This is a genomic window from Streptomyces sp. ISL-36, from assembly GCF_018614205.1.
Lineage (GTDB): Bacteria > Actinomycetota > Actinomycetes > Streptomycetales > Streptomycetaceae > Streptomyces.
In genome coordinates, this window is record NZ_JAGGOS010000043.1 from 73340 (window position 1) to 100146 (window position 26807).

General features: G+C 69.5%; 24 protein-coding genes, 1 tRNA gene and 1 pseudogene. 14 read left to right on the forward strand and 12 right to left on the reverse strand.

The window, feature by feature from the left end:
- Positions 1-4 precede the first annotated feature (4 nt).
- Together grpE and dnaK are read right to left on the reverse strand one after the other, a co-directional pair.
- Complete coding sequence (gene grpE / locus J7E93_RS11595; RefSeq protein WP_215068134.1) at positions 5-658, reverse strand: nucleotide exchange factor GrpE; 654 nt, start codon at positions 656-658, stop codon at positions 5-7.
- The gene (gene dnaK / locus J7E93_RS11600) at positions 658-2502 is read right to left on the reverse strand and encodes a molecular chaperone DnaK (RefSeq protein WP_215068141.1); all 1845 of its coding nucleotides are present in this window, start codon (positions 2500-2502) and stop codon (positions 658-660) included. The genes grpE and dnaK overlap by 1 nt, the downstream gene beginning before the upstream one ends.
- Positions 2503-2717: 215 nt before the next feature.
- Between dnaK and J7E93_RS11605 the strand changes: the two genes are divergently transcribed.
- The 3 genes from J7E93_RS11605 to J7E93_RS11615 all read left to right on the forward strand — a co-directional run bounded on the left by J7E93_RS11605 (position 2718) and on the right by J7E93_RS11615 (position 6774).
- The gene (locus J7E93_RS11605; RefSeq protein WP_215068143.1) at positions 2718-3311 is read left to right on the forward strand and encodes a sugar transferase; all 594 of its coding nucleotides are present in this window, start codon (positions 2718-2720) and stop codon (positions 3309-3311) included.
- Between the two features lie 143 nt (positions 3312-3454).
- The gene (locus J7E93_RS11610; RefSeq protein WP_215068145.1) at positions 3455-5752 is read left to right on the forward strand and encodes a (Fe-S)-binding protein; all 2298 of its coding nucleotides are present in this window, start codon (positions 3455-3457) and stop codon (positions 5750-5752) included.
- Positions 5753-5919: 167 nt separating this feature from the next.
- Complete coding sequence (locus tag J7E93_RS11615; RefSeq protein WP_215068147.1) at positions 5920-6774, forward strand: Yip1 family protein; 855 nt, start codon at positions 5920-5922, stop codon at positions 6772-6774.
- 138 nt (positions 6775-6912) lie between these two features.
- On the opposite strand, the gene J7E93_RS11620 is transcribed toward J7E93_RS11615, so the two are convergent.
- The 3 genes from J7E93_RS11620 to J7E93_RS11630 form a co-directional block, all read right to left on the reverse strand.
- Positions 6913-7410 carry a phosphoribosyltransferase gene (locus J7E93_RS11620; RefSeq protein WP_215068149.1) on the reverse strand — a complete coding sequence of 166 codons (498 nt, stop codon included), beginning with the start codon at positions 7408-7410 and terminating at the stop codon, positions 6913-6915.
- A 13-nt stretch (positions 7411-7423) separates the two neighbouring features.
- Entirely contained in the window at positions 7424-7999 is a 576-nt protein-coding gene (gene dcd / locus J7E93_RS11625) for a dCTP deaminase (RefSeq protein WP_017240230.1), read from the reverse strand.
- Positions 8000-8064: 65 nt separating this feature from the next.
- Positions 8065-8244: a hypothetical protein gene (locus J7E93_RS11630; RefSeq protein WP_215068151.1), complete on the reverse strand. Its 180-nt coding sequence runs from the start codon at positions 8242-8244 to the stop codon at positions 8065-8067.
- A gap of 152 nt (positions 8245-8396) precedes the next feature.
- On the opposite strand from J7E93_RS11630, the gene J7E93_RS11635 reads away from it, so the two are divergent.
- The 8 genes from J7E93_RS11635 (at position 8397) to J7E93_RS11665 (ending at position 12758) form a co-directional block, all read left to right on the forward strand.
- Positions 8397-8467 (forward strand) — tRNA-Gly (locus J7E93_RS11635).
- A 152-nt stretch (positions 8468-8619) separates the two neighbouring features.
- Positions 8620-9021: a WXG100 family type VII secretion target gene (locus J7E93_RS11640; RefSeq protein ID WP_215068153.1), complete on the forward strand. Its 402-nt coding sequence runs from the start codon at positions 8620-8622 to the stop codon at positions 9019-9021.
- A 19-nt stretch (positions 9022-9040) separates the two neighbouring features.
- A complete protein-coding gene (locus J7E93_RS11645; RefSeq protein ID WP_215068155.1) occupies positions 9041-9346 on the forward strand; it encodes a WXG100 family type VII secretion target in 306 nt (101 codons plus the stop codon).
- The gene (locus J7E93_RS36965; RefSeq protein WP_251066404.1) at positions 9346-10485 is read left to right on the forward strand and encodes a hypothetical protein; all 1140 of its coding nucleotides are present in this window, start codon (positions 9346-9348) and stop codon (positions 10483-10485) included. The genes J7E93_RS11645 and J7E93_RS36965 overlap by 1 nt, the downstream gene beginning before the upstream one ends.
- Positions 10486-10670: 185 nt before the next feature.
- Positions 10671-11120 carry an RNase A-like domain-containing protein gene (locus J7E93_RS36970; protein ID WP_285440902.1) on the forward strand — a complete coding sequence of 150 codons (450 nt, stop codon included), beginning with the start codon at positions 10671-10673 and terminating at the stop codon, positions 11118-11120.
- 23 nt (positions 11121-11143) lie between these two features.
- A complete protein-coding gene (locus J7E93_RS11655) occupies positions 11144-11731 on the forward strand; it encodes a hypothetical protein (protein WP_215068158.1) in 588 nt (195 codons plus the stop codon).
- 57 nt (positions 11732-11788) lie between these two features.
- Positions 11789-12088 (forward strand): RNase A-like domain-containing protein, encoded by a 300-nt coding sequence (locus J7E93_RS11660; RefSeq protein ID WP_215068160.1) that lies wholly within the window; start codon positions 11789-11791, stop codon positions 12086-12088.
- A gap of 13 nt (positions 12089-12101) precedes the next feature.
- Entirely contained in the window at positions 12102-12758 is a 657-nt protein-coding gene (locus tag J7E93_RS11665) for a contact-dependent growth inhibition system immunity protein (protein ID WP_215068162.1), read from the forward strand.
- Positions 12759-13420: 662 nt separating this feature from the next.
- On the opposite strand, the gene J7E93_RS11670 is transcribed toward J7E93_RS11665, so the two are convergent.
- Together J7E93_RS11670 and J7E93_RS11675 are read right to left on the reverse strand one after the other, a co-directional pair.
- Complete coding sequence (locus J7E93_RS11670) at positions 13421-14530, reverse strand: S8 family peptidase (protein WP_215068164.1); 1110 nt, start codon at positions 14528-14530, stop codon at positions 13421-13423.
- A gap of 38 nt (positions 14531-14568) precedes the next feature.
- Positions 14569-17802, reverse strand: coding sequence for a M36 family metallopeptidase (locus tag J7E93_RS11675; protein WP_215068166.1), 3234 nt, complete (start codon positions 17800-17802; stop codon positions 14569-14571).
- A gap of 111 nt (positions 17803-17913) precedes the next feature.
- On the opposite strand from J7E93_RS11675, the gene J7E93_RS11680 reads away from it, so the two are divergent.
- On the forward strand, positions 17914-19605 hold the full coding sequence (locus J7E93_RS11680) for a helix-turn-helix transcriptional regulator (RefSeq protein WP_215068168.1): 1692 nt from the start codon (positions 17914-17916) through the stop codon (positions 19603-19605).
- A gap of 55 nt (positions 19606-19660) precedes the next feature.
- Here J7E93_RS11680 and J7E93_RS36975 read toward each other — a convergent pair.
- The 5 genes and pseudogenes from J7E93_RS36975 to J7E93_RS36980 all read right to left on the reverse strand — a co-directional run.
- Positions 19661-19759, reverse strand: a pseudogene (locus tag J7E93_RS36975) (DUF4287 domain-containing protein); the annotation flags it as partial.
- A gap of 334 nt (positions 19760-20093) precedes the next feature.
- On the reverse strand, positions 20094-21302 hold the full coding sequence (locus J7E93_RS11690) for a serine/threonine-protein kinase (protein ID WP_215068170.1): 1209 nt from the start codon (positions 21300-21302) through the stop codon (positions 20094-20096).
- Positions 21303-21936: 634 nt separating this feature from the next.
- Positions 21937-22152, reverse strand: a complete 216-nt coding sequence (locus tag J7E93_RS11695; RefSeq protein WP_215068172.1) for a DUF6243 family protein — start codon at positions 22150-22152, stop codon at positions 21937-21939.
- A gap of 488 nt (positions 22153-22640) precedes the next feature.
- Entirely contained in the window at positions 22641-23312 is a 672-nt protein-coding gene (locus tag J7E93_RS11700) for a response regulator transcription factor (protein WP_215068174.1), read from the reverse strand.
- Complete coding sequence (locus J7E93_RS36980) at positions 23309-24364, reverse strand: sensor histidine kinase (RefSeq protein ID WP_215068176.1); 1056 nt, start codon at positions 24362-24364, stop codon at positions 23309-23311. The genes J7E93_RS11700 and J7E93_RS36980 overlap by 4 nt, the downstream gene beginning before the upstream one ends.
- A gap of 348 nt (positions 24365-24712) precedes the next feature.
- Between J7E93_RS36980 and J7E93_RS11710 the strand changes: the two genes are divergently transcribed.
- Entirely contained in the window at positions 24713-25633 is a 921-nt protein-coding gene (locus J7E93_RS11710) for an ABC transporter ATP-binding protein (protein WP_215068178.1), read from the forward strand.
- Positions 25630-26484, forward strand: coding sequence for an ABC transporter permease (locus tag J7E93_RS11715; RefSeq protein ID WP_251066406.1), 855 nt, complete (start codon positions 25630-25632; stop codon positions 26482-26484). Before J7E93_RS11710 ends, J7E93_RS11715 begins: the two co-directional genes overlap by 4 nt.
- Positions 26485-26807: the final 323 nt, after the last annotated feature.

Sequence of the window (26807 nt, forward strand, 5' to 3'; positions counted from 1 at the left end):
CAGGTCACGCACCCTCGTCGGGGCCACCGCTCTCCTCGTCGGCCGACTTCTCTTCCTTCGCGGCCGGCGTCGCCCCGGGCTGGGGCTCGGCCACCGCCACGCGCGCGGGCCTGATGGTCCGCTCGCCGATCCGGTACCCCGGCTGCAGAATCGCCACGCAGGTCGTCTCGGTGACGTCCGGCGCGTACGAGTGCATCAGGGCCTCGTGGATCGTCGGGTCGAAGGGCTCGCCCTCCTTGCCGAACTGCTGCAGTCCCATCTTGGCGACGACGGTCTCCAGCGATTCGGCCACCGACTTGAACCCGCCCACGAGCTCGCCGTGGTCCCGGGCCCTGCCGACGTCGTCGAGCACGGGCAGGAGCTCGGTCAGGAGGGTCGCGACGGCGATCTCCTTGACCGTGACCCGGTCGCGCTCCACGCGGCGGCGGTAGTTCTGGTACTCGGCCTGGAGCCGCTGGAGGTCCGCGGTGCGCTCGGAGAGCGCGCTGCGGAGCTGATCCAGCTGAGCCGTCAGACCGGCCGTCTGGCTTACGTCCCCGGCCGGGGCCGCCGGGCCCTCCTCCGTGGAGGGGGTCTCGGCGGCTTCGGCGGCGTCGTCAGAGTCGGCGCCGGAGGGGACGTCGGGCTTCTCCTCGAAGCCCGGGGTCTCCTCCGTCATCAGGCAGCGCCACCCTTCTTGGGCTCGTCGTCGACGATCTCGGCGTCGACGACGTCGTCATCGGCCTTGGCCTCGGCGTGCGGAGCCTCGCCGCCGGCGGCCTGGGCCGCCTGCGCGTCGGCGTACATCGCCTGGCCGAGCTTCTGGGAGACGGCCGCGACCTTCTCGGTGGCGGTGCGGATCTCCGCGGTGTCCTCGCCCTTGAGCTTCTCCTTCAGCTCGGCGACGGCGGCCTCGACCTCGGTCTTGACCTCACCGGGGACCTTGTCCTCGTTGTCCTTGAGGAACTTCTCCGTCTGGTAGACGAGCTGCTCGCCCTGGTTGCGGGACTCGGCGGCCTCGCGGCGACGGTGGTCCTCGTCCGCGTACTGCTCGGCCTCCTGGCGCATCCGGTCGACCTCGTCCTTCGGCAGCGAGGAGCCGCCGGTGACGGTCATCTTCTGCTCCTTGCCCGTGCCCAGGTCCTTCGCGGTCACGTGCATGATGCCGTTGGCGTCGATGTCGAAGGCAACCTCGATCTGCGGGACGCCACGCGGCGCCGGCGGCAGACCGGTCAGCTCGAACATGCCGAGCTTCTTGTTGTACGCCGCGATCTCGCGCTCGCCCTGATAGACCTGGATCTGCACCGACGGCTGGTTGTCCTCGGCCGTCGTGAAGATCTCGGACCGCTTGGTCGGGATCGTGGTGTTGCGCTCGATCAGCTTGGTCATGATGCCGCCCTTGGTCTCGATACCCAGGGACAGCGGGGTCACGTCGAGGAGCAGGACGTCCTTGACCTCACCCTTGAGGACACCGGCCTGCAGCGCGGCGCCGATGGCGACGACCTCGTCCGGGTTCACACCCTTGTTGGCCTCCTGGCCACCGGTCAGCTCCTTGACGAGCTCGGCGACGGCCGGCATACGGGTGGAGCCACCGACGAGAACGACGTGGTCGATCTCGGAGAGCTGGATGCCCGCGTCCTTGATGACGTTGTGGAACGGGGTCTTGCAGCGCTCGAGCAGGTCGGCGGTGAGCTGCTGGAACTGCGCCCGGGTGAGCTTCTCCTCCAGGTGGAGCGGGCCCTCGGCGGAGGCCGTGATGTACGGCAGGTTGATCGAGGTCTCCGTGGAGGAGGACAGCTCGATCTTCGCCTTCTCCGCGGCCTCGCGCAGACGCTGGAGAGCCATCTTGTCCTTGGCCAGGTCGACGCCGTGACCGTTCTGGAACTGCTTCACCAGGTAGTCGACGACGCGCTGGTCCCAGTCGTCACCACCGAGGTGGTTGTCACCGTTGGTGGCCTTCACCTCGACGACGCCGTCGCCGATCTCCAGGAGGGACACGTCGAAGGTGCCGCCACCGAGGTCGAAGACGAGGATCGTCTGGTCGTCCTTGTCCAGGCCGTAGGCGAGGGCGGCCGCGGTCGGCTCGTTGACGATGCGCAGGACGTTGAGGCCCGCGATCTCACCGGCCTCCTTGGTGGCCTGACGCTCGGAGTCGTTGAAGTACGCCGGGACGGTGATGACCGCGTCGACGACCTTCTCGCCCAGGTACGCCTCGGCGTCGCGCTTCAGCTTCTGCAGGATGAAGGCGCTCATCTGCTGCGGGTTGAAGGTCTTGCCGTCGATGTCGATCTTCCAGTCGGTGCCCATGTGGCGCTTGACCGACCGGATGGTCCTGTCGACGTTGGTGACCGCCTGACGCTTGGCGACCTCGCCGACGAGCACCTCGCCGTTCTTCGCGAAAGCGACGACGGACGGCGTGGTCCTGGCGCCTTCGGCGTTGGTGATGACGGTGGGCTCGCCGCCTTCCAGAACGCTGACGACGGAGTTAGTCGTGCCCAGGTCGATGCCGACCGCACGTGCCATTTCGATTCCTCCAGCTGACCTGACTTGAGTGGAACTGACTCAAGGATGCACCACCGGCACCAACGAGTCAACAGACCTGAGTGAGGGCGACTCAACTCTTCGCTCTGGGAGTCGCTCAAAGGAGGGCCTGGGGCGCGTCGCTCCCGGGCCCGGCGGGCCCCTCCGTGAGAGAGTCCGATACCTCCCGAATATCCCACGAAAGGGTGTGGGGCAGCATGACGGCCAAGCGCGTATTCGACCTCATCGGCGCAGTGATCCTGCTGGTCGTCCTGTCCCCGCTCTTCCTGGCCGTCGCGCTCCTGATCACCTTGCGACGGGAGAGCCGGGGCGCCGAAGGCGTCCTGCGACACAAGGGCCGGGACGTGAGGGCGCCCGACCTGAAGGGGTTGCTGCGCCGGGACGGCCGAGGCTCGTCGACGCTGCTGCGCCGCCGGACGATGGCCGGCCGGGACGGACACACCTTCCCGATACTGACCTTCCGCACACCCGGTCCGTACGCCGCGCTGCCACTCCTGCTCCACGTCGTCCGCGGGCAGATGTCCCTGGTCGGCCCGTGCCCCCTGGTCCCGGATCACCCGGAGTGCGTGGGCGAGGCGCGCCGCCGCCTCTCCGTACGTCCCGGCCTCACCGGGCTGTGGCAGATCAGCGGCCGCTCGGAGCTGCCGTGGGAGGAGCGTGAGCTGCTCGATCTCCACTATGTGGACCACCACTGGCTGGGGATGGATCTGGCCATCCTGGCGCGTACGCTTCCAGCAGTTCACAGGCGTCGTACGGCGGCGGGGAAGACCCGGCCGGCAAGGCTTGCCTGAGCGACACAGATCACCGCGGGCGCCGCTACAGCGCGGAGCCGTGAAGCGGTAATCTCAGCACGGACTGAATAAGTTACCGCTTAGTAGTGCCACACTCGGCAGTGTCGGTACTCCGCCTCGCAGGCCCGCCCGAGGAGCCCCTCATGCAACTCGCCGCGATCATCGTGTCGCTGGTCATCACGGTGGTGGCCGTCGCGCTGTTCGGCCGCGCCATCGCGCAGATCTACCGCTTCGTGAAGCTCGGCCAGCCCGTCCCCGCGGGCACGCGCACCGGCGACCCCACACAGCGCACCATCACCCTGGTCAAGGAGTTCCTCGGCCACACCCGCATGAACCGCTGGGGCGTCGTCGGCGTGGCCCACTGGTTCGTGGCGGTCGGCTTCTTCTCTCTGCTGCTCACGATCGTCAACGCCTTCGGCCAGCTCTTCCAGGCCGACTGGCTGATCCCGATCATCGGCGACTGGCTGCCGTACGAGATCTTCACCGAGTTCCTCGGCCTGATGACGGTCCTCGGCATCCTGACCCTGATCGTCATCCGGCAGCTGAGCAGGCCGGGCGCGGCGGGCCGCAAGTCCCGCTTCGCGGGCTCCAAGACAGGCCAGGCGTACTTCGTCGAGGCCGTCATCCTGATCGTCGGCGTCTGCATCATGACGCTGCGCGCGCTGGAGGGCGCCCAGCACCACGTGACCAGCTGGGAGCCGGGCTTCTTCGCCTCGTACCCGCTGATCGCCGCCCTCGACGGGCTGAGCCTGTCCACGCTGCAGCACCTCACCTACTTCTTCGCGGCGCTCAAGATCGTCACGTCCTTCACCTGGATGATCACGGTCTCGCTGAACACCAACATGGGTGTGGCCTGGCACCGCTTCCTCGGCTTCCCGAACATCTGGTTCAAGCGGAACGCCGACGGCTCCACCGCTCTGGGCGCGCTGCAGCCGATGACGACGGCGGGCAAGGAGATCGACTGGGAGGACCCGGCCGAGGACGCGGTCTTCGGTGTCTCCCAGGTCGAGCAGTTCTCCTGGAAGGGCATCCTCGACTTCTCCACGTGCACCGAGTGCGGTCGCTGCCAGTCGCAGTGCCCCGCCTGGAACACGGGCAAGCCGCTCTCCCCCAAGCTCCTGATCATGTCGCTGCGCGACCACGCGCACGCCAAGGCCCCGTACCTGCTGGCCGGCGGCGGCAAGGACATGGAGGGCAACGAGAAGGCGACCGAGGAGCAGCTCAAGGACGTCCCCGCGTCGGCCCTCGCGGAGGCCGAGCGGCCCCTGATCGGGACCGCCGAGCCTGTGTCCGACAGTGGCTTCGCCACGGGCGGCGTCATCGACCCGGACGTGCTGTGGTCCTGCACCACCTGCGGCGCCTGTGTCGAGCAGTGCCCGGTCGACATCGAGCACATCGACCACATCGTCGACATGCGCCGCTACCAGGTGATGATCGAGTCCGCCTTCCCCTCGGAGGCCGGCACGATGCTGAAGAACCTGGAGAAGAAGGGCAACCCCTGGGGTCTGGCCAAGAAGCAGCGCGTGGAGTGGACCAAGGAGGTCGACTTCGAGGTCCCGATCGTCGGCAAGGACATCGAGGACCTCACCGAGGTCGACTACCTGTACTGGGTCGGCTGCGCGGGCGCCCTGGAGGACCGGGCCAAGAAGACCACCAAGGCCTTCGCCGAGCTGCTGCACATGGCGGGCGTCAAGTTCGCGATCATGGGCGGCGAGGAGAAGTGCACCGGTGACTCGCCCCGCCGCCTGGGCAACGAGCCGCTGTTCCAGCAGCTCGGCCAGGAGAACGTCGCGATGCTGAACATGGCCTTCGGCGAGTCCCTCGACGAGGACGGGGGGGTGGACGAGTCGACGAAGAAGCCGAAGTCCGCGAAGAAGATCGTCGCGACCTGCCCGCACTGCTTCAACACGATCGCGAACGAGTACCCGCAGCTGGGCGGCGAGTTCGAGGTCATCCACCACACGCAGCTGCTGCAGCACCTCATCGACGAGGGCAAGCTGATCCCGGTCACCCCGGTCGAGGGTCTGATCACCTACCACGACCCCTGCTACCTGGGCCGCCACAACAAGGTCTACACGCCGCCGCGCGAGATCATGTCGGCCGTCCCGGGCCTGCGCCAGCAGGAGATGCACCGCCACAAGGAGCGCGGCTTCTGCTGCGGCGCCGGCGGCGCGCGGATGTGGATGGAGGAGCGGATCGGCAAGCGCATCAACAACGAGCGGGTCGACGAGGCCCTGTCCCTCAACCCGGACATCGTCTCCACCGCCTGCCCGTTCTGCCTGGTCATGCTGACCGACTCGGTCAACGGCAAGAAGAACGAGGGCAAGGCCAAGGAGTCCGTCCAGGTCGTCGACGTCGCCCAGCTGCTCCTCGACTCGGTGAAGACCCCGGCGGAGGAGCTCCCGGCGGAGCCCGAGCAGGAGCCGGAACCGGCGCAGTAAGGCGTACGCAGGACACGACGGAAGGGCCGTCCCGTGAGGGGCGGCCCTTCCGCGTTGCTCGGCGCCCGCATCGGGGGGCCGCTCCGCCCCCGAGGGGCCCCTTAGGGGATGTCACAGCTCAGTGGCAAAGGAGCGCCCGCACAGCGGAAGCGGGTACGTTCATTGACGTGGCTGGATTCAGGAACGGACGCGGCCGGGACAACCGCCCCCCGCAACAACAACCGCAGCAGGCGCCGTACGGGTACAACGCGGCCCCGCCGCCCTACCCGCAGCAGCAGTGGCCCCCGCAGGCACCCCAGGGGGCCCCGCAGCGAGCGCCGCAGGGATACGGGGAGCCGGAGTACTTCGGGGACCCGTACCCGCAGCAGCATCCCGGCACGGCGAACAACCCGGGCCACACGCAGGCCTTCAGCATCCACGACGACCCCTACGGCGACGCCGCCGCCTACCAGGCCGGGGCCGCCCCCGTCGTCCCCACGGGCCCCCGGCTGCCCTGGAAGGCCCTGCTGAGCGGCATAGTGCTGCGTCCGGCGCCGACGTTCCTGCAGATGCGGGACCACCCCGTCTGGGGCCCGGCGCTGGTCGTCACCTTCCTGTACGGACTGCTCGCGATCTTCGGCTTCGACAAGGCGCGCGACGAGGCGATCAACGCGACCCTGTCGACGGCGATCCCGTACGTCCTGATGACGGGCGCCGGCTTCGTCGTCGCCGGACTGATCCTGGGCGCGGTCACGCACACCCTGGCGCGCCAGCTCGGCGGCGACGGCTCCTGGCAGCCGACCGTGGGCCTCTCCATGCTGATCATGTCGATCACGGACGCGCCCCGCCTGATCTTCGCCGTCTTCCTGGGCGGCGAGAATGGCCTGGTGCAGGTCCTCGGCTGGGCCACCTGGCTGGCGGCGGGCGCACTGTTCACGCTCATGGTGAGCCGCTCGCACGACCTGCCGTGGCCGAAGGCGCTGGGCGCGTCGGCGATCCAGCTGATCGCGCTGCTGTCGCTCATCAAGCTGGGCACGCTGTAGGAACACGGAGACACGGAGAGGCCCCCACCGGATGCCGGTGGGGGCCTCTTTCTCGTCGTCGTACGGGATGAGCCGTACGGGATCAGGCGTACGGGATCAGGCGTACGTGATCAGGCGTACGGGATCAGGCGTACGGGATCAGGCGTCGAGGACCTGGCCCTCACGCTTCACGACGGGCGGTTCGACGGACCACGGGAAGTTGATCCACTCGTCGGTCTTCTTCCACACGTACTCGCACTTCACTAGCGAGTGCGACTTCTCGTAGACGACCGCGGAGCGGACCTCGGCGACATGGTCGACGCAGAAGTCGTGGACGAGCTTGAGGGTCTTGCCGGTGTCGGCGACGTCGTCGGCGATGAGCACCTTCTTGTCGCTGAAATCGATGGCGTTCGGCACGGGCGCGAGCATGACCGGCATCTCCAGCGTCGTACCGACGCCGGTGTAGAACTCCACGTTCACGAGGTGGATGTTCTTGCAGTCGAGCGCGTAGGCCAGACCGCCGGCGACGAAGACGCCGCCACGGGCGATGGAGAGCACGATGTCGGGCTCGTAGCCGTCGTCGGCGATGGTCTGCGCGAGCTCGCGGACGGCGCGCCCGAACCCCTCGTACGTCAGGTTCTCGCGTACTTCACTCATGACGACTGCCCCCTCACACCTGGGTCCGATGGAAGTTCATGAACGAGCGCGAGGCCGTCGGCCCCCGCTGTCCCTGATAGCGCGAGCCGTACCGCTCGCTGCCGTAGGGGAACTCGGCGGGCGAGCTCAGCCGGAACATGCACAGCTGCCCGATCTTCATCCCCGGCCACAGCTTGATCGGCAGCGTGGCGAGGTTCGACAGCTCCAGGGTCACGTGCCCGGAGAAGCCGGGGTCGATGAACCCGGCGGTCGAGTGGGTGACCAGCCCCAGCCGCCCGAGGGAGCTCTTGCCTTCAAGCCTCGACGCGATGTCGTCGGGCAGCGTGATGACCTCGTACGTCGAGGCGAGCACGAACTCGCCCGGGTGCAGGATGAACGCCTCGTCACCCTCCGGCTCGACCTCACGCGTCAGGTCGAGCTGTTCGACGGCGGGGTCGATGTGGGGGTAGCGGTGGTTCTCGAACACCCGGAAGAAGCGGTCAAGCCTCACGTCGATGCTCGAGGGCTGCACCATGGATTCGTCGTACGGGTCGATGCGCACCCGTCCGGCGTCGATCTCGGCCCGGATGTCCTTGTCTGAGAGAAGCACGCCCCCACGATACGCAGAGGGCACGGACCTGCCCCAATCGGCAGGGTCCCGCGCCCCGGCCACCATCAGCGCCGCTGCTCGAACTCCACCACCGGCACCGCGTGCCGCAGCCGCGCACACCGTGGACACCGGATGAGCCGCCCCGGCCCGATCCGCCCGGCACCGAGCTGCTGCAGCGGGAACGAAGCGGTACTGAACACGTGCCCCTCGGCACAGCGGACGACGGTGCGCTCCATCGAACCCATCAAGTCCCTTCCCCAACGAGCGTGACGAGACAGCCACATTAGGGGATCAACGGGACACCACTCCAGGCGGCACTCCGTCACAGGGAGGTACGCCACAACTTCGGCATGCGGTACAGTGTCCGAGTCTGCGGTACCGATCACCGGTCCGCTGCGCGGATGTAGTTTAATGGTAGAACATGAGCTTCCCAAGCTCAGAGCGCGGGTTCGATTCCCGTCATCCGCTCTTCTACGTAGCCCCAGGTCAGGGACCTGGGGCTACGTCGTTTTCCAGCCTTTACACAGCCCCCGCCCCCGTTCGACAGGGCCCGCCCCATAGGGTGAAACAGCCGTACAGGGGGACATGCGTGTGAACAGCGCGACGAGCGGGGGCTCAGGATGCGAAACGCCGATCTGGACGTCTCGGAGGACAGCCTCACCAGGCTGGCGAACGACCTCGACGAGATGCAGGGGCATCTGGAACAGCAGACCCGCCGCATGGACGAGGTCGTCGACAGGATCGCCGCGGGCTGGCAGGGACCCACGGCCACCGCGTACCGCTCCCTGCACCGCGGCGTCGCCGAGGACGCCGTACGCATCCGCCAGGTGATGATCCTCCTGGAGGCGGCCATACGCGCCTCGCGCGACGGCTTCACCGAGCAGGAGCTCGACACCCTGGCCCGGATACGGCGGATGCAGGAGGGCGAGGACGTGGCCGCCGCCGCCCGCGCCCTCGGCGTGCCCGACCCGGCGCCCGCGCCGGACGCCGGGCAGCCGAAGAGCCGCATTCTTGAAGTCTGAACCACGGGGGATCAGCACCATGCAGGACGATGATCGGATCACCGTCGATTTCGCCACGCTGCAGCGCCTTTCGGGGGAGCTGGAGGAGATCCTCGGCGCCCTCAACGAGAAGCTGGAGGCGCTGTACCGGCGGGCCACCAAGGTCGTACTGAGCTGGGACGGCCAGACCCGCGAGGCGTTCATCGACGAACTGGACAAGTGGAGCCACTCCGCCGACGACCTCAAGGCCGCCCAGGCCTGGCTCCACGAGGTCGTGGTCAAGGGCCACCTCAACTACGCCGCGGCCAACAGGTCCGTACTCGAAGGCTGGGGAGGCGGCGCCTGATGGCGGGACCGTCGACCCCCGCCCAGCCGCCCGGCGGCAACGGCACCATCGACGTCAAGCCGAGCGACCTCTGGTCGGTCTCCGGCCGGGTCGCCGCGCAGCAGGACTTCCTCGTGCGCGGTGCCCACACGCTCCTGGAGGAGCTGGGCCAGTACCCCGACGCCGGAGGCGCGGGAACCGAGGCCCAGAAGTTCGCCCAGGCGTACAAGAAGATCGGCGACCGCTGGCTGGAGGTCTGGGGCCGGTCCGTGCTCAGCGTCGGCGGCGTCGCCGTGGGGTTCACCGAGACGGCCAACGCCTACAGCAAGGCGGACGCGGCGGCCCACCCCAAGCCGGGCACGACGGCCGAGCAGCGCCCGCGGCCGGCGGTCATCGACAAGGCCCCGAAGTTCGGCTCCGTACCCGACATCAAGTGGGGTGACGACGACGGCGGCGACGACATCCTGCGCGGTCTGATGGAGGGAATCCCGGAGATCGTCCGGGACGTCCTCCAACCGCTGTGCAAGCACGTGTTCCGGGTCGGCAAGGTCGCGGACGTCCACCCCTTCCCGCAGCAGCATTATCTCAACTCCCTGTGCCACAGCTGGATGAACGTCTCCATCACAGCGTCGCTGGGGGCGGACCAGCTCACCCAGGCCGTCGGAGCCATCACCAACCACCAGCAGGCCGACTGGGAAGCCGCCATGCGGACGTTCTGCGGCGCCCTGTGGGGCGGGACGGACTGGGGGCGGTCGCTCCACGGCTACCAGTGGGGTCAGACCGCCAACTCCGGGCCCGGCACGCCCCGCGTCCCCACGGGCAGCGAGCCCGTCCTGGCCGTGCTGAAGGACACGGCCGACAACATCGCCACCATCCTGCGCGAGTACGCCGAAGCCGCCGTCGATCTGAACCGCGACGTCGCGGACGAGCTCCACCGCGCCATGTGGAAGGCCGCCAAGGAGATCATCGAGGACCTCGCCAAGCCCAAGAACCCCAAGAGCCTCCTCGGCACCGTCACGTCCGTGATCGGCAAGGGCGCGGGCCTGATCCTGTCGTTCGACGTCAAGACCGTGCTGAACATCGACACGGCCAAGCTGAACCGGATCGTCGACACGTACACCGGCATCCTGGCGGGTCTGACCACCCGCATGGACGTCTGAAGGCGCCGCTGGACGAGGCGTACCTCAGCGCCCCCAAGTTCGAGGCCGGCGTCGCCCGCGCGCACGGCTTCGGCGCCCGTGCCCTGGACGAGTTCAAACACCAGCAGCGGTGGACGGAAACCGGCTCCAACGGCAATCACGCCTTCGACCTGGCGAGCAACGAGTACCTGGGTGGCGGCCACACCCTGGACAAGCACGTCGGCAAGACCGACGAGCAGCTCGCCCAACGCCTGCGCGACCAGGCCCAAGACCACAACAACTGGCCGGAACAGCGCAGGCCCACGATCGGCGGCTCGTCGTCCTTCAAGGACACGGCCAATGCGCAGCGGCTGACGGAACACAACCTGCGGGCCAAGCAGTCCGAGATCGACGCGTGGCTGGCCACCAATCCTCCGGAGGGGAAGACGGAGGCGTTCACGAGCCCGGCCCCCAACGGCGAGGTCAACGGCACGTACATGGGTAAGCAGCCCACCCCCGATCCGAACGACCCGACCAAGAACCTCCCGGGGACCGGGTACAAGGACCACGGGCTCAACGCGATGGCGGTCGACGTCAAGAACGTGAAAACGATCCTGAAATACGATTCCAGGCTCGATCCGCCCTACATCATCTACACCTCCATGCCCACCCCGTGAACGACCGACCGACCGGAAGCCGAATGCACCCCATTAACAGCGCTGACAGCTCTGACAGCACTGCCTGGGACGCCGCGCTGGAGCGGCTCCTCGACGACGTGTACACCTTTGCGATGACCGGGCCCCGACGGCACGACGACTGGGCGTGGGACGTCCTGGCCGTCATGGACCGGTCGGTCACCGATCCCCAGGGTCGGCGGACGCTGAAGTGGCAGATCGACAAGGGGGGACGCGAGAACATCCGTCCTTCCTATCCTTTCCTGCCGCTCACAGCCGAGCAGGTGCACGCGTGGACGTATCCCGTCACAGCCTGTGCCGCCGTTGAGCTGCTCGCCTCTCTGACTCAGGAGTGGTTCTTCGAGACCCGCCCCGTCCGGACACGCGCAGACCGGGACGATGTGCTGGCCGACGCCCGGACGGTGCTCGGCCGGTTCGGTGCCGACGCCGTCTTCCGTACCTCCTCCGACCTGGCCCGGACCTCCGCCTCGCCGGAATTCCTCGCCGGTGAACTCGCCGGCGGCCGGGCCTTCACCGACTACATGATGGACCTCGGACTGATCGCCGTGAGCGCGGACGAGGTCGGGGTCTTCTGGTCGTTCAACGCGAACTGAGAAATACGCAGAGGGACCGGGAATCAACCGTTCCCGGTGTCTTGGAGGAAGGTGACCATGCTGACGCGATCCGCGACATACCCCGACCGGGAGACCGCCCACTGGGCCACCCAGCAGGTGGTGAACGCCAACGAGCAGGTCATCCACCGCTGGCTCGCCCAGGGCACCCGGGCCCGCCTCGCCATCGAGGCGGCCTGGCCCTCCCGCGAGGAGTCCGTGGGCCGGGTCCAGCTGGAGGGCGACCTGCTGGCCGGACGCGGGCCCGTCGAGGTGCGCGCGGCGCGCGTGGTGCTGCGACGTGAGCCGTCGAGCCCGCACGGTTTCGTCGTCCACACGACCCTCCCGTTCTACCTGTAGGGACCGCACGCACATGTCCATGAAGCCCCTCGAACACGACCGCCGCTACGGCGAGCTGGACCAGGTGATGCGCGCGTACCTGGGGCAGCCTGCCGACGACACCCCGGAGCGGCGCAGCCGCGCCCTTGAGGCGTACCTCCGTCACACCTGGCACACCCGCCCCTCGGCCATCGCCGAGGCGGAACGCCAGCTGCGCGAGTACAGCCGCAACCCTCCGGGCCGCATCCGGCGGGACCTGGGCGAGTTCTACGCGATCCCGGACACCGGGATGCCCCAGTCCGAGATCCGCGACTGGTTGATGGTGCTGGCCGACCACCTGAAGAAGAGCATCGAGGAAGGCGACGTCCCGGAACCGTCGACCCCCCAGACGCACTGGGAGTGGCACGCGCGCTTCCCCGAGACCGCACAACTGCTCGGCAGCTGGTTCTCTCAGGACATCGTCGACGAGTTCCCCGACCACGACGCCGCCCTCGCCGACTACTCCGCCACCACCGATCCCCAGCTGGTCGCACGCCTCGTGGGCGAGCTGCACGAGCTGCTCGCGCTCCCCCTGGACGAAGGCGACTACGCCCTGGCCGCTGCCGAACTCGGCATGGAGGTCGGCCCGCCCGAGCCATTCTCCTACGGCGCCTGGTTCCAGTCGGTGGCGACGACACTGTCCAACGGCTGACCCGGCCTTGGTGGCCGCTCTCGCGCGTGCCCCAACCGTGCCCTTCAGGGTGGACAACAGTGGTCAACACGGGTGCCCACGAGCCTGGGGAACCAGTCCCACCAGAGCATGTTCCCGCAGGTCAAAAGCGAGATGATCGAGCCGGACAGCGGTGATTCCCAAGCTCAGAGCGCGGGTTCGATTCCCGTCATCCGCTCTTGAACGAAGCCCCAGGTCAGCGACTGGGGCTTGTTTATTATCTAGACCTATTCTGCTGTGCCTTCCGCTTGCCGTTGTCCCACGCGATGACCCGGCCGTCCTTCAGCGCGAGGGCGAAGTCCTCATCCGCCGAGATCTCGGTGGCGCCCGACTGGGCTTCGGGGGCACCGCGTACACCGTGGTCCAGTTCTTATCGCCCCACTCGATGAGCATCGCGGCCGGAGCGGCAGCCCCGGGCGTGGTGACCGGTGCCTCGCCGGCGGTGACGAACGCGAGGTCCCGGGCGGCCCCGGTGATCCCGGTGCCCTTCCCGCCCTTCTTACTCGCCTGGTCGACCTTCCCGCCCGGCATCTGAGAGCCCGTGTCACGCCTGCTCGTCGCCCTTCGCCTGCACGGATGGACGGGGGCGGCCACCCAGTGCACCCAGGTGGCCGCCTCGTGTCGATCGGTGGAGAGCGATCGGTTCAGCGCTTTTGCGTAGTGCCCTTACGGCCCTTGCCGGCGGCCGCACCGGCATACTGCACAGCGGCAGATGCGTCCACGACGCCCCAGCCGAAGGCCGGTGAGTAGACCCCCGTCAGTCCGGTGCCCGGCTGACGGGCCGTGTCGAGCAGCGCGTCCTCGACGTTGGCCAGAGTCCGGCCCTGCGCGAAGAGCAGGGCGGCGACACCCGCCACGTGCGGCGTGGCCATCGACGTGCCGGCGTAATAGTCGTAGTCCTTCTGGCCGCAGGACGCGGATCCGGTGCCGGCCGGCACGGTGGACACGATGTCGTCCTCGCAGGAGATCAGACCCGCACCGCCGGGAGCGGCGACGGCCTTCAGGCCGGGCTTGTTCGGCAGTTCGGAGAACCAGCTCTTCAGCTCGTTGCGGTCGGTCGAAGCCACACAGATGGCACCGGGCTCCCACGCCGGGGTGTTGCAGAGCGCGGTGGCCGAGTTCCCGGCGGCGACGATGACCGTCGCGCCCTGGGCGTTGGCGTACGCGATCGCGTCGGTCACCGAAGTCTCCAGGCCGGTGATCGTGAGGACCTGGGTTCCCGCAAGCCCGCCGAGGCTCATGTTGATCACATCGGCACCATGGTCCACCGACCACCGTATGCCCGCGGCGATGTCCTCGAAGGTGCCGCTGCCGTCCTCCAGCACCTTGACCGGCATGATCCTGGCGTTCGGCGCGACACCGGCGACACCGGTGCCGTTGCCCGCGACGGCGGCCACGATGCCTGCGACATGGGTGCCGTGCTCGTCGCCGTTGTTCTGTCCGTCGGGGCCGCGGAAGTCGCCGTTCCCACACGGCTGGGCCTGCTTGCCGCAGCCGGTGAACGTAGCGCCGGCCGCCAGGTTTCCCTTGAGATCGGGGTGGGTCAGGTCCACCCCGGTGTCGACGACGGCCACGACGGCACCCGTGCCGGTGCTGGTGGTCCACGCCTGTTCGGCGCGGACCTGGTCCAGGCCCCACTGACCGCCTCTCAGCGGGTCGTTGGTGCCGGCATGCGCGAGGCCGGCCGATGTGCTCAACAGGGCGGCGGCGCTGACGAGCGACGCGGCCAGAGTAAATCTGCGGTTGTGGGACATGTGTTCCTCTCCTGGGTGACGGACGGGAGCACCGATGGTCAGCCGGCCTGCCGAGCGGTGAGGGTGAACTTGTAGTCGGCGCCGTACAGGTAGAGCAGCCCGACGTAGGCCGCGCCCGGGGCGATCACGGCCTTCTGGCCGGGAGTCGCGAAGTCGCCGGTGATCGGCTTGCACGCCGAGTCGTAGAAGAACATCTGCATCTCGCCAAGTTGGCTCTCCGGCTCGGTGTACGACGCCACGTGCAGTCCGTCGCCCCAGCCGGCCGGCAGCTTCGTGATCCACGCGTCGGCGCCCTGAGCCGCCGGCGGTGTGCCGCAGGCGGCCTGCCACGAGGCCACGGTCACGCCGGGACGGTAGGGCTCGGTGCCCGGGAGGTACCACAGTCCCTGCGGCTGACCGGCCTGGATCGTTCCCGACTCGCTGACCGGTGCGTCCGGTGTGAACGGCAGCGGCTCGACACCGGAGGCGTCGCCGAACACCTGCAGTTCGGACAGCACGGCGTACGTCTTCGTCTCGCCCTGGATGGAGTCGACGAAGACCCGGACGTGGCTCGCCCTGACCGGCGTGTCCAGCTTCAGGGTCTGGATCAACATGTCGGGGGCCGCCGGCCGCGGGGCGGCAGCACCGAAGGTGCCCGCCTCGACCGTCTGCCACAGCACACCATCGGTCGAGGTCTGGACCGTGAAGTCCTTCGTGACGTTGAACCGTCCGACCGTCGTCGGCTTGAGCGTGCTCACCGCGATGCTGGAGACCTTCGCCTCCTTGGCCAGCTTCACCTCGGCGACCTGGTGGGCGCCGGAGTTGTACGGCTTGCCCGAGTCCTTGGTCTTCCAGGCGGTCGCCTCGGTGTCGTCGATCAGGAAGCTCGCGGGAAGGCCGTCGTCCTGGCTGGACGTCTTCACGACGGTCGCGCCGTTGTGCTTCGAGGCGAGGTTCGGCGCCAGCTTGAGGGTGCGTGCGGTCGTCCTGCCCGACTGCACCTGGATGCCCCGGAACTTCTGGATGCCGAAACCGCGCGCCTGCACGGTCATCGTGTAGGTGCCGTCGACCATCGGCGCCGAGACGACACCGCCCGGACTCGACGTGCCGAGAGGTGTCACCCGGGCCTCGAACTCACCGATGATCACCCGGGCGTCCTGGACGGGCTCGCCGGTGGAGGCGTTCACCAGCTTGACCGCGAGCATGCCGTTGCGCGAGGGGGCCGCGTGGTCGAAGCCCGGCTTCGGGTCGGTGTCGTCGGGCCCTGCCGTCGCCGCCGACCGGCCCGCGCCGCGGCGGGCGAACGCGGTCCAGATGGTGTCGGTGTTGTCGCCGTGGAACCGGAGGGTGTCCGCGTCGAGGATGGCGTCGCGCATGTCGAGGAACGACGGCGACGGCGGGGCCAGCGGCATGGCGTCGGTCACCAGGTGCTCGGCGACGTCGCTGCCCGCCTTCTCGCCGTACCGCTCCACCAGGGCTCGGCGCAGGTCCCAGAGCATGGCGGTCCAGATCTCGCCGTCCGCGTGGACCTCGGGACCCGTGATGTCGTAGCCGTAGTCGCCGTACGTCAACGGGCTCTTGTCGTACGCCCAGTTGCGGATCCCCCGCTCGGCGTTGCCCACGGCGTACTCGCCGACCACGGCCTTGTCGTAGAGCCCCTCGCGGCCCAGGTGGTTGATGGCGTACCAGTCTCCCCAGCCCTCGCCCATCGCACCGGACTGCTCACCGCCGAGCGAGCCGAGCCCGCCGCCGCCGACGTACCGGTTGGACAGGCCGTGGCTGAACTCGTGCTGGATGACGGTCTGGTCGAAATTGCCGTCGGCGTACGGCCCCTCGAACGCGTCGTTGATCGGCTCCCACAGGTACATGCTGGAGAACGACGGGATCCCGTCGGGCAGGGTCAGCATGTTGGCGTTGTCCCGACCGAGGTACGTCGGCGCGCCACCGGTCGCGGCACCGGAGTGCGCGAGGCCGCTGATGGGGTCGCCGCCCTGGCCGCCCTTGCCGAAGTTGTTGACCTGGAAGTTGCCCGCGGTCTCGGTGAAGCCGAACTGGTAGTACTCGTCGTGGATCCGGTTGTGGTGGTAGAAGAGGTTGGTCACCGCCGGGTCGCGGTCCAGCACGTACGACGGCGGCAGCGTCTGGCCCTTGGTACGCGCCCAGTTGGCGCCGTACGCGTAGTTGAACTGCGCCGTCGGGCTGAGCGGCCGGTTGTGCTCGTCGGTCGGCGCCAGGGGCGCCGTGTACTGCGCGAAGGAGTTGGCGTTGTTGCCGAGCGTGGTGGGTCCGGGCAGCCCCGCGGCCCCGCTCGGGTCTACCCAGCCGCCCGGCGACGACGGATTAGGGCCGAAGCTCTTGATGACCGGCCCGCCGCCCTGCGGAGCGCCCGGGAAGTTCTCGTAGACCGTGCCCTCGGGCTCCAGCGGGCCCTCGTGCTGCACCAGCGACTGCCTGGCCAGCGTGTCTCCGGTCGCCGCGTCGACGACCACGCCCCACGCCTCGTCGAGGCTCTTGACGAACAGCACGCTGTACGCCGGGCGGGCGCCGCCGGCCGTCGGGAACGCGACCTTGCGGACGCGCTGCACCTGTGCGAACGGCCCGGCCGCGAACACCTGGTAGCCGGCCTGGGTCTTGCCTGTCGGCAGAGGAACGTAGTCCGACGCGGGAGACAGCGCCGACACGACGGCGACGAGCGCGTCGGACGGGGACTTGTCGAACCCGGCGAGCAGGCCGCCGCTCCGTACCGGGTCACCGGCGTAGGAGAGCACTCGGCCGTCCTTGGCCACGGTCACGGTCAGCACGCCGCCGTGCACGGCCTCGACGCCGTCGAAGGTCTGCGTAAAGCTCACCACCCTGGCACCGATGCCCGGGAGTTCGTGGTTACGCCGCACCGCGAGCGCCTCGACGTCCACGACGGACAGGCCGAAGGCCGTGCGGTGCGCCTGGAGCCAGTCCCTCGCGATCGCGAGCGGGTCGCCGGCCCGCGGACCGGTGAGATATCCACCGGGCACGCGCACGGTGCGCGGCGTCCCGTACGTGGGGTTCCAGGTGACTTTCGGCGATACGTCTCCCGGGGTGGACTTCAACAGCGCCGCCACGGCCGCGTGCTGCTCTTCGGTGGGCGCCAGGGTCGGCAGGCCACGCCGTACGTCCGTGGATTCCTGCGGGACGTCACCGGCGACGGCGAGAGCCGGGCCGGCAGGCTGGTCATCGGTCGCGGAGCTGGCGACCGTCGGTGTCGCCATCAGCGCAGCGGTGAGCGCGGACACGACCAACTTGCGGGATGCGTTCATGGGCAGTCCTCGGCTGGAAGAGAGGCGACGGCCGCGGTCCGTCGACGCAAATGAAAGCCTCGGTTCCGCCCCCTGGACAATCCAAGAACTGCACCTATTCTTGCTTCACCCATGACCGACAATGCCTCCGAGCGCCCGCTCCTGTCGGGCTCGTCCCACGCGTCCTTCGCCGAGAACGTGTCGGCCACGGTGCAGGAACAGCTCCGTGTCGCGGAGTTGGCCGCGCTCAGGGGCCGGGCCGACCTCGGTTTCGACACGCTGCGCACCCTGCTGGCCGAGGGGCCGCGGCTCGCCGACGACGACCGGATCGCCCTGGCCGAGATGGCCTCCATGCTCACCCGGTGGGGAGCTCCCGGCCCCGGTCCCTGGGCGCTTCTCGACGAGTTGGCCGCCGCATGCCACACCCCCCGCGCACGGGGTGCGGTGTTCCTCGCCCAGGCACGGGCCGCGCGGGGGAAGGCGATGGCCGAGTACGGCACCCGGGCCCTCTTCGAGTTCACCGCGGCGGGCGACGTCGGAGGACAGGCCCTCGCCCTGAGCCGCATGTCCTTCCCCGCCGACGCCGGCCTCAGCCCCTCCTACCGGCGCGAGCTCGCCCGCCGGGCGCTGTCTCTGGCCAAGCGGTCCGGCAAGCCGTGGATCATCGCTCTCGTCGCCGGCATGCTCGCCGCGGGGGAGACCTACCAGGGACGCAAGCGCGCACCCGGCCGCTGGCGCCAGGCCGCCTCGCTGCTGCCGGCCGACCTCGACGCGGTTACCGGGGAGATCGCCTCGCTGAACTATGTGAACTGGGCGCTGACCTGCGTGTACGTCGGGGACTACTCGACCGCCCTGGAGGCCGTGGCGCGCGGCCGGGTGGTGGGCCGAGGGCCCTGGGTCAACAAGTTCGCCGCAGTCGAGGCGCTGGTGCGTCACCGTACGGGAGACCTGAACGCCGCGCGGGAGCAGGCCGCGGTCGCGATGGCGGGCGCCGCACCGGGCATCCGCGAGATCGGCAGCGCGGTCGCCGCCGCGGTGACGTTCGAGACGGCCCGCCGCCTCGAGCACGACGACCTCGAGGCGGTCGTCACGGTGGCGTACGCGACGTCGCCTCCCTGCGGCGCGAGCGCGGCGGCGACCCTCGCGTACATACGGCATGCGCGCCGCGAGCCGCGCCCGGCACGCGGCCTGCCGCAGATCCTGCGGAAGGCACGCGATGCCGAGCACCACTTCGGCTGGGAGGACGCCCTGCTCGCGCTGACCGAGATCGCACCGGACGCGGCGCGGGACGAGGCCGCCGCCATGTCCCGGTTCTGGTCGCCCCATCCGCGCGCCGCCGCGATCCGTTCGGTCGTCGAGGGACGCCTCGCCGGCAAGCGCGGCTGGGCCTCGCTCATCGAGGGCGCGGACGCCCTCGCCGACATGGACGAACCCATCACCGCGGGCCGCGCCTACCACGCCGCGGCGAAGGTCGCCCCCTTCCCGCCCGGACGGGCCCACGCCCTCGACCGCGCCGCCGAGCTCCTCACCTCGGCGGGAGCCGACAGATCACTGGCCATGCTCGCCCGCGACCGCTCACTGCACCGCGGCCTGCTCCATGTGCCGGAAAACCAGCGCCACCAGGTGAACGCCGGGCTCACGCCCCGCGAGCGCGATGTCGTGGTGCTCGCGGCCCAGGGGTTCACCGCGGTGGAAATCGCCGACCGTCTGGGCATCACCGTCGGAACCGCGCGCAACTGCATCATGAACGTTCGCCGGAAGTTCGGTTCCGTACCCAAGAGGCGCTTGGCGCTGATACTCGGCATCGGCTGCGAGCTCGACTGAACTCGCCGGCACGCAGGAGCACCGGGTGCGGGGCGATGCCCGGCCGTTGCCATGGCGAAGCAAGGGCGTGGCCCACGCCGTGGTCGGACTTGAGCCAGGTGACGAGCTCCATGTGCCGGGCCAGCGGGGAGGCGCGGATAAGGTCCTTCCACTCGACGAAATGATCTTGATGGCGCGACCGCTGCGCGGAAGAGCTCGACAGCGCCATGACGCTTCCGCTCCAGAACCGGCAGGCGACCGTCGCCGCCGTGAACGCCCGGCAGGCCGTCGTGGCCGCGGGTGAGAGGGTGGTGGCCCTGACCGCCGGTGCGAGCCGGCGCGTCACCGAATCGATGACGGCAGGCGTCCCCTCGCCACTGTCAGCCACGCTCCCGCGAGAGCCCTTGAAGCCAACGTGCGGCACCGTGATCCGCTCCGGCGATTCGGCTGGCCCGACGCCGATCGCGAAGACGACGGCCTTGGCCGGTCTTCGCATGACGGGCGACCGGCTACCGTCGGCCCTTCTTTCCCTGCTTCTTCTCCGCCGTCTTCTTTTCCGCCGTCTTCTTCGCCGGCGCGGTGGACGGGGCCGTGCTGCTCCGCTCGGTCGTCAGCGTAGGGGCTGTCTCCGTCGACGGCACACTGGTGGCGGTGTCCGAAGGCGAGGGGGAGGCCGTTGCGGGAGGCGGCGTCAGGCTCGGCGGTGCGGGCTGGGGGCCGGTCTGGCCCCGCTCCCCGCTGTTCACGGTCATGCCCACGACGACGACGGTACCGACGGCTGCCGCGCCGACGACGCCCGCCAGTATCCTCGCCCGCCCGCGCCGTCGGGTGGGCGGCTTCCGGGGCGGGCCGGGCACGGCCAGGCGCGCCGTCCGGTTCGGAGAGGCGGGCGGCATGGCAGCGGGCCACCGGGATGTGCCTGACGAAGTCCAGTTGTTGAACCAGTCCGCCACCTCGGCCGCGGTGGGACGCGTGGCCGGGTCCTTGGCCAGCAGACGATGGACATAGTCGTCCACGGCGCCCGGAACCCCCGCGCGGAGCTTACCGAGCGGCGTGGGCGCGGCACTGATGTGCTGGTAGATCGTGCCGCCCACGCTGTGCGTGCGGAACGGCGGTTGTCCGGCGAGAAGTTCATACAGGACACAGCCGAGCGCGTAGACGTCGGAGGCCGGCACGGCCGGTCGGCCCTGGGCACGCTCGGGAGCGAGGTACGTGGTGGTGCCCATCACCTCGCCCGTGGTGGTGAGCGCGGCAGCGACGTCGTCCGCGAGGTACGCGATCCCGAAGTCGGCGATCTTCACAGAGCCGTCGGCGGCGAGCACGAGGTTGCCGGGCTTGATGTCGCGGTGGACGACGCCATGCCGATGGGCGTCGGCCAGACCCTCCGCGACCTGGCCGGCGATGCGCTCCATCCGGTCAGGCGCGAGCGCCCCATGGGCGGCCAGCTCCTGGGCCAGACTGCGGCCTTCGACGAACTCCATGACGAGGAAAAGGCGGTCGTCGTGTGTGCCGTAGTCGTACACCGCGACGATGTTCGGGTGATTGAGACGGGCCGAGATACGACCTTCTCGTTGGAAACGCTCGGCCGCGACGCCGTCGCCCCCGGGGAGCAGCAGCTTGACCGCGACCGGCCGGTTCAGCATCCGGTCCGTGGCCCGCCAGACCTCCCCCATGCCCCCACGGCCCAGCAGCTCTTCGAGCGCGTAACGGTTCGCCATCAGTAGGCCGGTGTCCAACACGGTCCCCTGTCTCGCCCACCCCCCATGGCAACGACAAAGCGGGACGCGGGCGAAGGATCTCGCCCGCGTCCGGCAGGCACACGCGAGCACGGGGGAACCCACGCGTCCAGGGATCGAGGTGATCTGCCCCCGCATCGTACTTCCACTTGACGTGTCCGCTGCAGCAGGCACCGCGTTCTCGCTCCGGCAGCGCACGCTGTGCCGTGGGGCCGTCGAGGCACACAACGGTCAGGCAGCCCCGTCGTGCCATAACGTGCCAATAGAGGCGGTAAAGAGCGGACAACAAAGGGGTCGACGAGGCGTCCAGAAAGCGGCCTTCGATGGGTGTTCCCGCAGGTCAGGGTCATTTCCCGGGCCCAAGTGCCGGGTGATTCCCAAGCTCAGAGCGCGGGTTCGATTCCCGTCATCCGCTCTTGAACGAAGGCCCAGGGCAGTGACCTGGGCCTTCTTCGTTGTCTAGGCCTATCCAGGAGCCGCGCACCACTTGTGCACCACATGCTCTCCGTTACGTCTGCGCGGCAGCCTTCTCTCGAGCCGCCTGCACCACCCGTCAAGGCCGGCCGCCACTTCCCGGGCCCAGCCCCGGGCAGTGCCGTCCTGCGGCGGCGGGGTGTCAGCTCTGTGCGGTGTCGTCGCCCGCCTGCCCGGCGCCCTCAGCCGCGCGTGCCTTCTCTCGCATCTTGCGCACCAGCTCCGCCTTCTGCTCGGCGGCACCCTGGCGGTCGAGGTTGCGATGCGGACCGTTGTTCCGCCGTTCGGCGCGGGACAGCTTCTTGCGCTGGCCGCCGCCCTGGCCCACGGGGTTGTTGATGTTCTTGCTGTCGGTCACGGGTTCTCCCGGTGATGATGTGAAGTGATCTACGGATTCATCGGTTGGGGACGGGCGCGGCGACGAAGGACGTCAGCGGGGGCCCGTCACGCCCTCACCTGTAAATCGGCGTCTGGAAGAACATGACAAAGACGTTACCCGGTTCCGTCGGCCGCGCACGCCAGGCTTTTCGCCGCCCCGGCGTCGGCCGGGCCTTCGGCGAGCGCCCGGGGTGAGCTTCCTTCCGGGAATCTCAGTACCGCCCGCACCGCCGGGTGGGCCGCGGATCCCTCCTGATCCCCGGCGAACGTCGTGCCACAACGTGCCGGTAGGGACGGTAAACAGCGGTCAGCAAGAGGACCGACACCACACCGCACCAAGTATCGGGGCCACTGACGGTCGTTTCCGCAGGTCAGGACCCTGTCCTGGCCGAAGCGTCGGGTGATTCCCAAGGTCAGAGCGCGGGGTCGATTCCCGTCATCCGCTTTGTGGGAAGGCCCAGGGCGCGCTCAGTGAGGCAGCGTGACCAGGCCCATCTCGTAGGCGGTGATCACGAGCTGAACCCGGTCCCGCGCGCCCAGCTTGGCGAGCAGCCGGGACACGTGCGACTTGGCGGTGGCCACCGTGATGAAGAGATCCGCGGCGATCTCGGTGTTCGAGCGGCCGCGTCCGACCAGGGTCAGCACTTCCCGTTCCCGCTCGGTGATGCCCTCGACAGGCCGTGGGACCCGCTCCGGGGCGGCCCCGGGGCGGCCGACGAAGTCCTTGATCAGGCGGCGCGTCACCCCCGGTGCGATCAGGGCATCGCCTGCGGCGACGACGCGGATCGCCGCGAGGATGTCGTCCAGCGCCATGTCCTTGACCACGAAGCCGCTCGCGCCGGCCCGGAGCGCGCCGTAGACGTAGTCGTCCTCGTCGAAGGTGGCCAGGACGAGGACGCGGGTGGTTGCCGCACCGGCGGTGATCAGGCGAGTGGCCTCGATCCCGTCCATGACGGGCATCCGGATGTCCATCACCACGACGTCGGGACCGACCTCGCCGACCCGTTGGACCGCCTCGGCGCCGGTGGCGGCCTCACCGACGACCTCCGGGTCGGGGTGCTCGGCCATGAGAACCCGCAGACCGGACCGCACCAGCGGCTGGTCGTCGGCGAGCAGGACACGTACGGGATGGCCGGTCATCGGGCCTCCACCGAAGCTCCGACGGGTTCGGGCAGCGGCAGCCGAGCCGCCACCCGGAAGCCGCCCTCGGGACGCGGTCCGGCGCTGAGGTGGCCGTGCAGCAGGCCGACCCGCTCCCGCATGCCCACGAGGCCGAAGCCGTGGGTCACGCCCCCGTTCGCCGTGGGGCCGCGCCCGTCGTCGACGACCTCCACGGACAGCTCCTCGCCCCCGTAGTCGATGGCCACCCGGCAACACCCGGTGCCCGCGTGGCGGACCACGTTGGTCAGGGCCTCCTGCACGATGCGGTAGGCGGACAGGTCGATGTCGGCCGGCAGCGGGCGCTCCTCCCCGCTGCGGCGCAGGTCGACGCGTACCCCGGCGTCCGCGGTCGCCGCCGCCAGCCGTTCGATGTCCGCAAGCCCCGGCGAGGGCGCAAGGGGCGCCTCTTCCGAGGTCGCCGCGCCCAAGTCGGCCTGCCGAAGCGCCACCAGGGTGCGCCGAAGGCCCGACAGAGTCTCTCTGCTGGTGGCCTCGATGGCCAGGAGGGATTCGCGGGCCTCTGCGGGCTGCGTCCGGATGACCCGGCTCCCCACCCCGGCCTGGATGGCGATGATGCCGATGCTGTGCGCGACCATGTCGTGCAACTCCCGTGCGATCCGCAGCCGTTCGGCGGTCACCGCCTCGGCCACCTCCTGCGTACGCAGCGCCACCGCGTGCTCGCGCCGCTCGCGGCTCAGCAGACCGACCATGCAGGATGTGCCCATCGCCAGGAGGGCGATCACGCCGTTGACGGTCAGGTTGTCCCCGTGGGAGAAGCTGCCGACGACCAGGAGCTGCACGACGAACGAGACGGCCACGGCGAGGACCGAAGCTCGCCGCGCGCGGGTGGCGACGATGAAACCCAGGACGAGGTCCACCGCCAGATACGACAGAAACTGGCCCTGGTACGACACCGACAGGCTCGCGTGGACGGAGCTGGGAGTGCCCACCACCACGGCAGTGGATCCGAAGAGCGTCATGGCCAGAGCCAGCAGCGGCGTCCGTCGCAGCACACCGACGAGAAGGCTCACAGCCAGCAGTGCTCCGACGGCGTGAAGCGTGCCCGAAGCCCGCGTCGCACCCCCCACCAGTAGGCCCACGATGAAGAGGTAGAGGACACCACCCACCCAGGCCACGACGTTTGTTCCCGTTGTTCCCGTTGTTCCCGTCATCGGCGGTGTGCCCTTTCGAGAGGGAGACCGCGATGCGAAACGCGCTCAGGCAAGGGAGTGGTCGGTGTGGGCTCCATGGCGCGAGACTAGCCAGCCGCTGCCCGCGCGGCATCGGCCCGGGGACGTACGCCCACGGGCCAACACGACCGCGCGATTGCCGCCCACGGCCCCATGCCCGGACGGGGGCATCCCGGCAGGGTTTTCCCTGTGATCGAAGTCAGCGAACTCACCAAGCGCTACGGCGGCAGGACCGCCGTCGACCATCTGTCCTTCACCGTGCGGCCGGGCCAGGTCACCGGCTTCCTCGGCCCCAACGGAGCAGGCAAGACCACCACTCTGCGGATGATCCTCGGCTTGGAGGCGCCCACCGGCGGCGCAGCCACGGTCAGCGGCGTCCCCTTCCGCAGCCACCCGCGCGGACTGCGGCACGTCGGCGCCCTCCTCGACGCGGGCCAGGTCCACGGCGGACGCAGCGCCTCGGCCCACCTGTCCGCCCTGGCCCGCAGCAACGGCATCCCGCGGCGCCGGGTGGACGAGGTGCTTCAGGAAGTGGGGCTGGCCGAGGCGGCGACCCGCCGCATCGGTGGGTTCTCGCTCGGCATGAAGCAGCGGCTCGGGATCGCCACCGCCCTCCTCGGCGACCCGCCCGTGCTGATGTTCGACGAGCCTGTCAACGGCATGGACCCGGAGGGCGTGCTCTGGATGCGCCGCCTCTTCCGGCGCCTGGCCGCCGAGGGACGCACGGTCTTCCTCTCCAGCCACCTGATGTCGGAGATGGAGAACACCGCCGACCAGCTCGTCGTCATCGGCCGCGGCCGGCTCATCGCCGCTGAATCGGTGCGGGACTTCGCCGCCCGAGGCACCCGCCTCAGCGTCGTGGTCGGCACACAGCAGGCCGCCGAGCTTGCAGCGGTGCTGACCGCCGCAGGCGCGTCGGTCGAGCCCGAGGGCTCGGCGGGCGCCGAGAAGCTCGCCGTGACCGGGCTTCCGGCGGACCGTATCGCGGCGCTCGCCTCCCAGAACCAGATCCTGCTGAACGAGCTGACCACCAGAACCGCCTCTCTGGAGGAAGCCTTCATGGAACTCACCGCCGACAGCGCCGAATACCTGGCAGGACAGCCCCGATGACCCCACTCGCCTCCGTCCCCCCGACCACCTCGGCCAGACCCGATGACGAGCCGCCCGTCCGCTTCCGCGACCTGCTCGCCTCCGAGTGGATCAAGACGCGGTCCCTGCGCTCCATCACGTGGACGATCGGACTCATCACCCTGTTCGTCATCGGGTCCTCCGCCGCGGCGACGCTGGCGGACCGCGACCACCTCGCGAACTCCGGCCCGAACGCCCCGCGGCCCAAAGAATTCCTGGCCTTCGACGCCTATCCGGCGGCCGGCTACTGGACGCTGATCCTCGTCGCCGGCAGCATCGGCGCCATCACCGTCGTGAGCGAATACAGCAGCGGCCTGATCCGCACCACCACCGTGGCGGTCCCCGCCCGAGGCTCGGCGGTACTGGCCAAGGCGGTCGTCACCGCCGCGCTGTGGACCGCGGTCGGCACGGTCGTCTCCACCGGTTCCTTCCTGGTCTCCCAGGCCATCCTGAACGGGCACGGCGCCGGGGTCCCGATCACCCACCCCGGGGTGTTTCGGGCACTCGTGGCGTCCGCGCTGCTGGCCCCGGTCTGCGCGCTGGTCGGCCTCGGCCTCGGCGCCCTGATCCGGCACAGTGCCACGACCATGGTCACCACCGTCTTCACGCTGCTGATGCTGCCCACGCTCTTCTCGGAGGGCGAGCGCTGGTCCGCCGACATCAACCACACCATGGTGTCCGCCGCCTGGAAGCGCCTGGTCCAGAACTGGGGGCCGTCGCCCGACAGCCACATCTTCATGGCCTCGGTCACCGGCTCGTGGCTGGTGTATGCGCTCTGGCCGCTGATCGCGGTCGCGCTCGCGGTGGTCGTCGTACGGCGCCGCGACGTGTGAACATGCCGTCGGGGCGCGCCGGTGCGGACGTCGGCCATGACCGCAACGGCCGTAGCCTGGACAGCGGGTGCACGTGGAGTCGAGCGACGCGTACACATCGCACTCCCACGGGGTGCGTCTCGGGCGCCCTCACCGAGTCGGTGGGACCCCTGCCTCCGCATGCGCTGACGACCGAAGCGGAAGAACGAGACCGCACCAGGCCGATGGCCCGGGCCGACGCTGCTCGCACCCGCAACCCTCTCTCAGCGACGCCCAGCGAGGTCAGCGAGGTCAGCGAGAACCGTCCAGGGCGGGGCCTGCCGCGTCGTCACGGACCCCCTGCC

Bases quoted from the DNA above. Each gene is read 5' to 3' on its own strand.
- grpE (WP_215068134.1), bottom strand. From the start codon at position 658: ATGACGGAGGAGACCCCGGGCTTCGAGGAGAAGCCCGACGTCCCCTCC.
- dnaK (WP_215068141.1), bottom strand. From the start codon at position 2,502: ATGGCACGTGCGGTCGGCATCGACCTGGGCACGACTAACTCCGTCGTC.
- J7E93_RS11605 (WP_215068143.1), top strand. From the start codon at position 2,718: ATGACGGCCAAGCGCGTATTCGACCTCATCGGCGCAGTGATCCTGCTG.
- J7E93_RS11610 (WP_215068145.1), top strand. From the start codon at position 3,455: ATGCAACTCGCCGCGATCATCGTGTCGCTGGTCATCACGGTGGTGGCC.
- J7E93_RS11620 (WP_215068149.1), bottom strand. From the start codon at position 7,410: ATGAGTGAAGTACGCGAGAACCTGACGTACGAGGGGTTCGGGCGCGCC.
- J7E93_RS11630 (WP_215068151.1), bottom strand. From the start codon at position 8,244: ATGGGTTCGATGGAGCGCACCGTCGTCCGCTGTGCCGAGGGGCACGTG.
- J7E93_RS11640 (WP_215068153.1), top strand. From the start codon at position 8,620: ATGCGAAACGCCGATCTGGACGTCTCGGAGGACAGCCTCACCAGGCTG.
- J7E93_RS11645 (WP_215068155.1), top strand. From the start codon at position 9,041: ATGCAGGACGATGATCGGATCACCGTCGATTTCGCCACGCTGCAGCGC.
- J7E93_RS36965 (WP_251066404.1), top strand. From the start codon at position 9,346: ATGGCGGGACCGTCGACCCCCGCCCAGCCGCCCGGCGGCAACGGCACC.
- J7E93_RS11655 (WP_215068158.1), top strand. From the start codon at position 11,144: ATGCACCCCATTAACAGCGCTGACAGCTCTGACAGCACTGCCTGGGAC.
- J7E93_RS11660 (WP_215068160.1), top strand. From the start codon at position 11,789: ATGCTGACGCGATCCGCGACATACCCCGACCGGGAGACCGCCCACTGG.
- J7E93_RS11665 (WP_215068162.1), top strand. From the start codon at position 12,102: ATGTCCATGAAGCCCCTCGAACACGACCGCCGCTACGGCGAGCTGGAC.
- J7E93_RS11670 (WP_215068164.1), bottom strand. From the start codon at position 14,530: ATGTCCCACAACCGCAGATTTACTCTGGCCGCGTCGCTCGTCAGCGCC.
- J7E93_RS11675 (WP_215068166.1), bottom strand. From the start codon at position 17,802: ATGAACGCATCCCGCAAGTTGGTCGTGTCCGCGCTCACCGCTGCGCTG.
- J7E93_RS11680 (WP_215068168.1), top strand. From the start codon at position 17,914: ATGACCGACAATGCCTCCGAGCGCCCGCTCCTGTCGGGCTCGTCCCAC.
- J7E93_RS11690 (WP_215068170.1), bottom strand. From the start codon at position 21,302: ATGGCGAACCGTTACGCGCTCGAAGAGCTGCTGGGCCGTGGGGGCATG.
- J7E93_RS11700 (WP_215068174.1), bottom strand. From the start codon at position 23,312: ATGACCGGCCATCCCGTACGTGTCCTGCTCGCCGACGACCAGCCGCTG.
- J7E93_RS11715 (WP_251066406.1), top strand. From the start codon at position 25,630: ATGACCCCACTCGCCTCCGTCCCCCCGACCACCTCGGCCAGACCCGAT.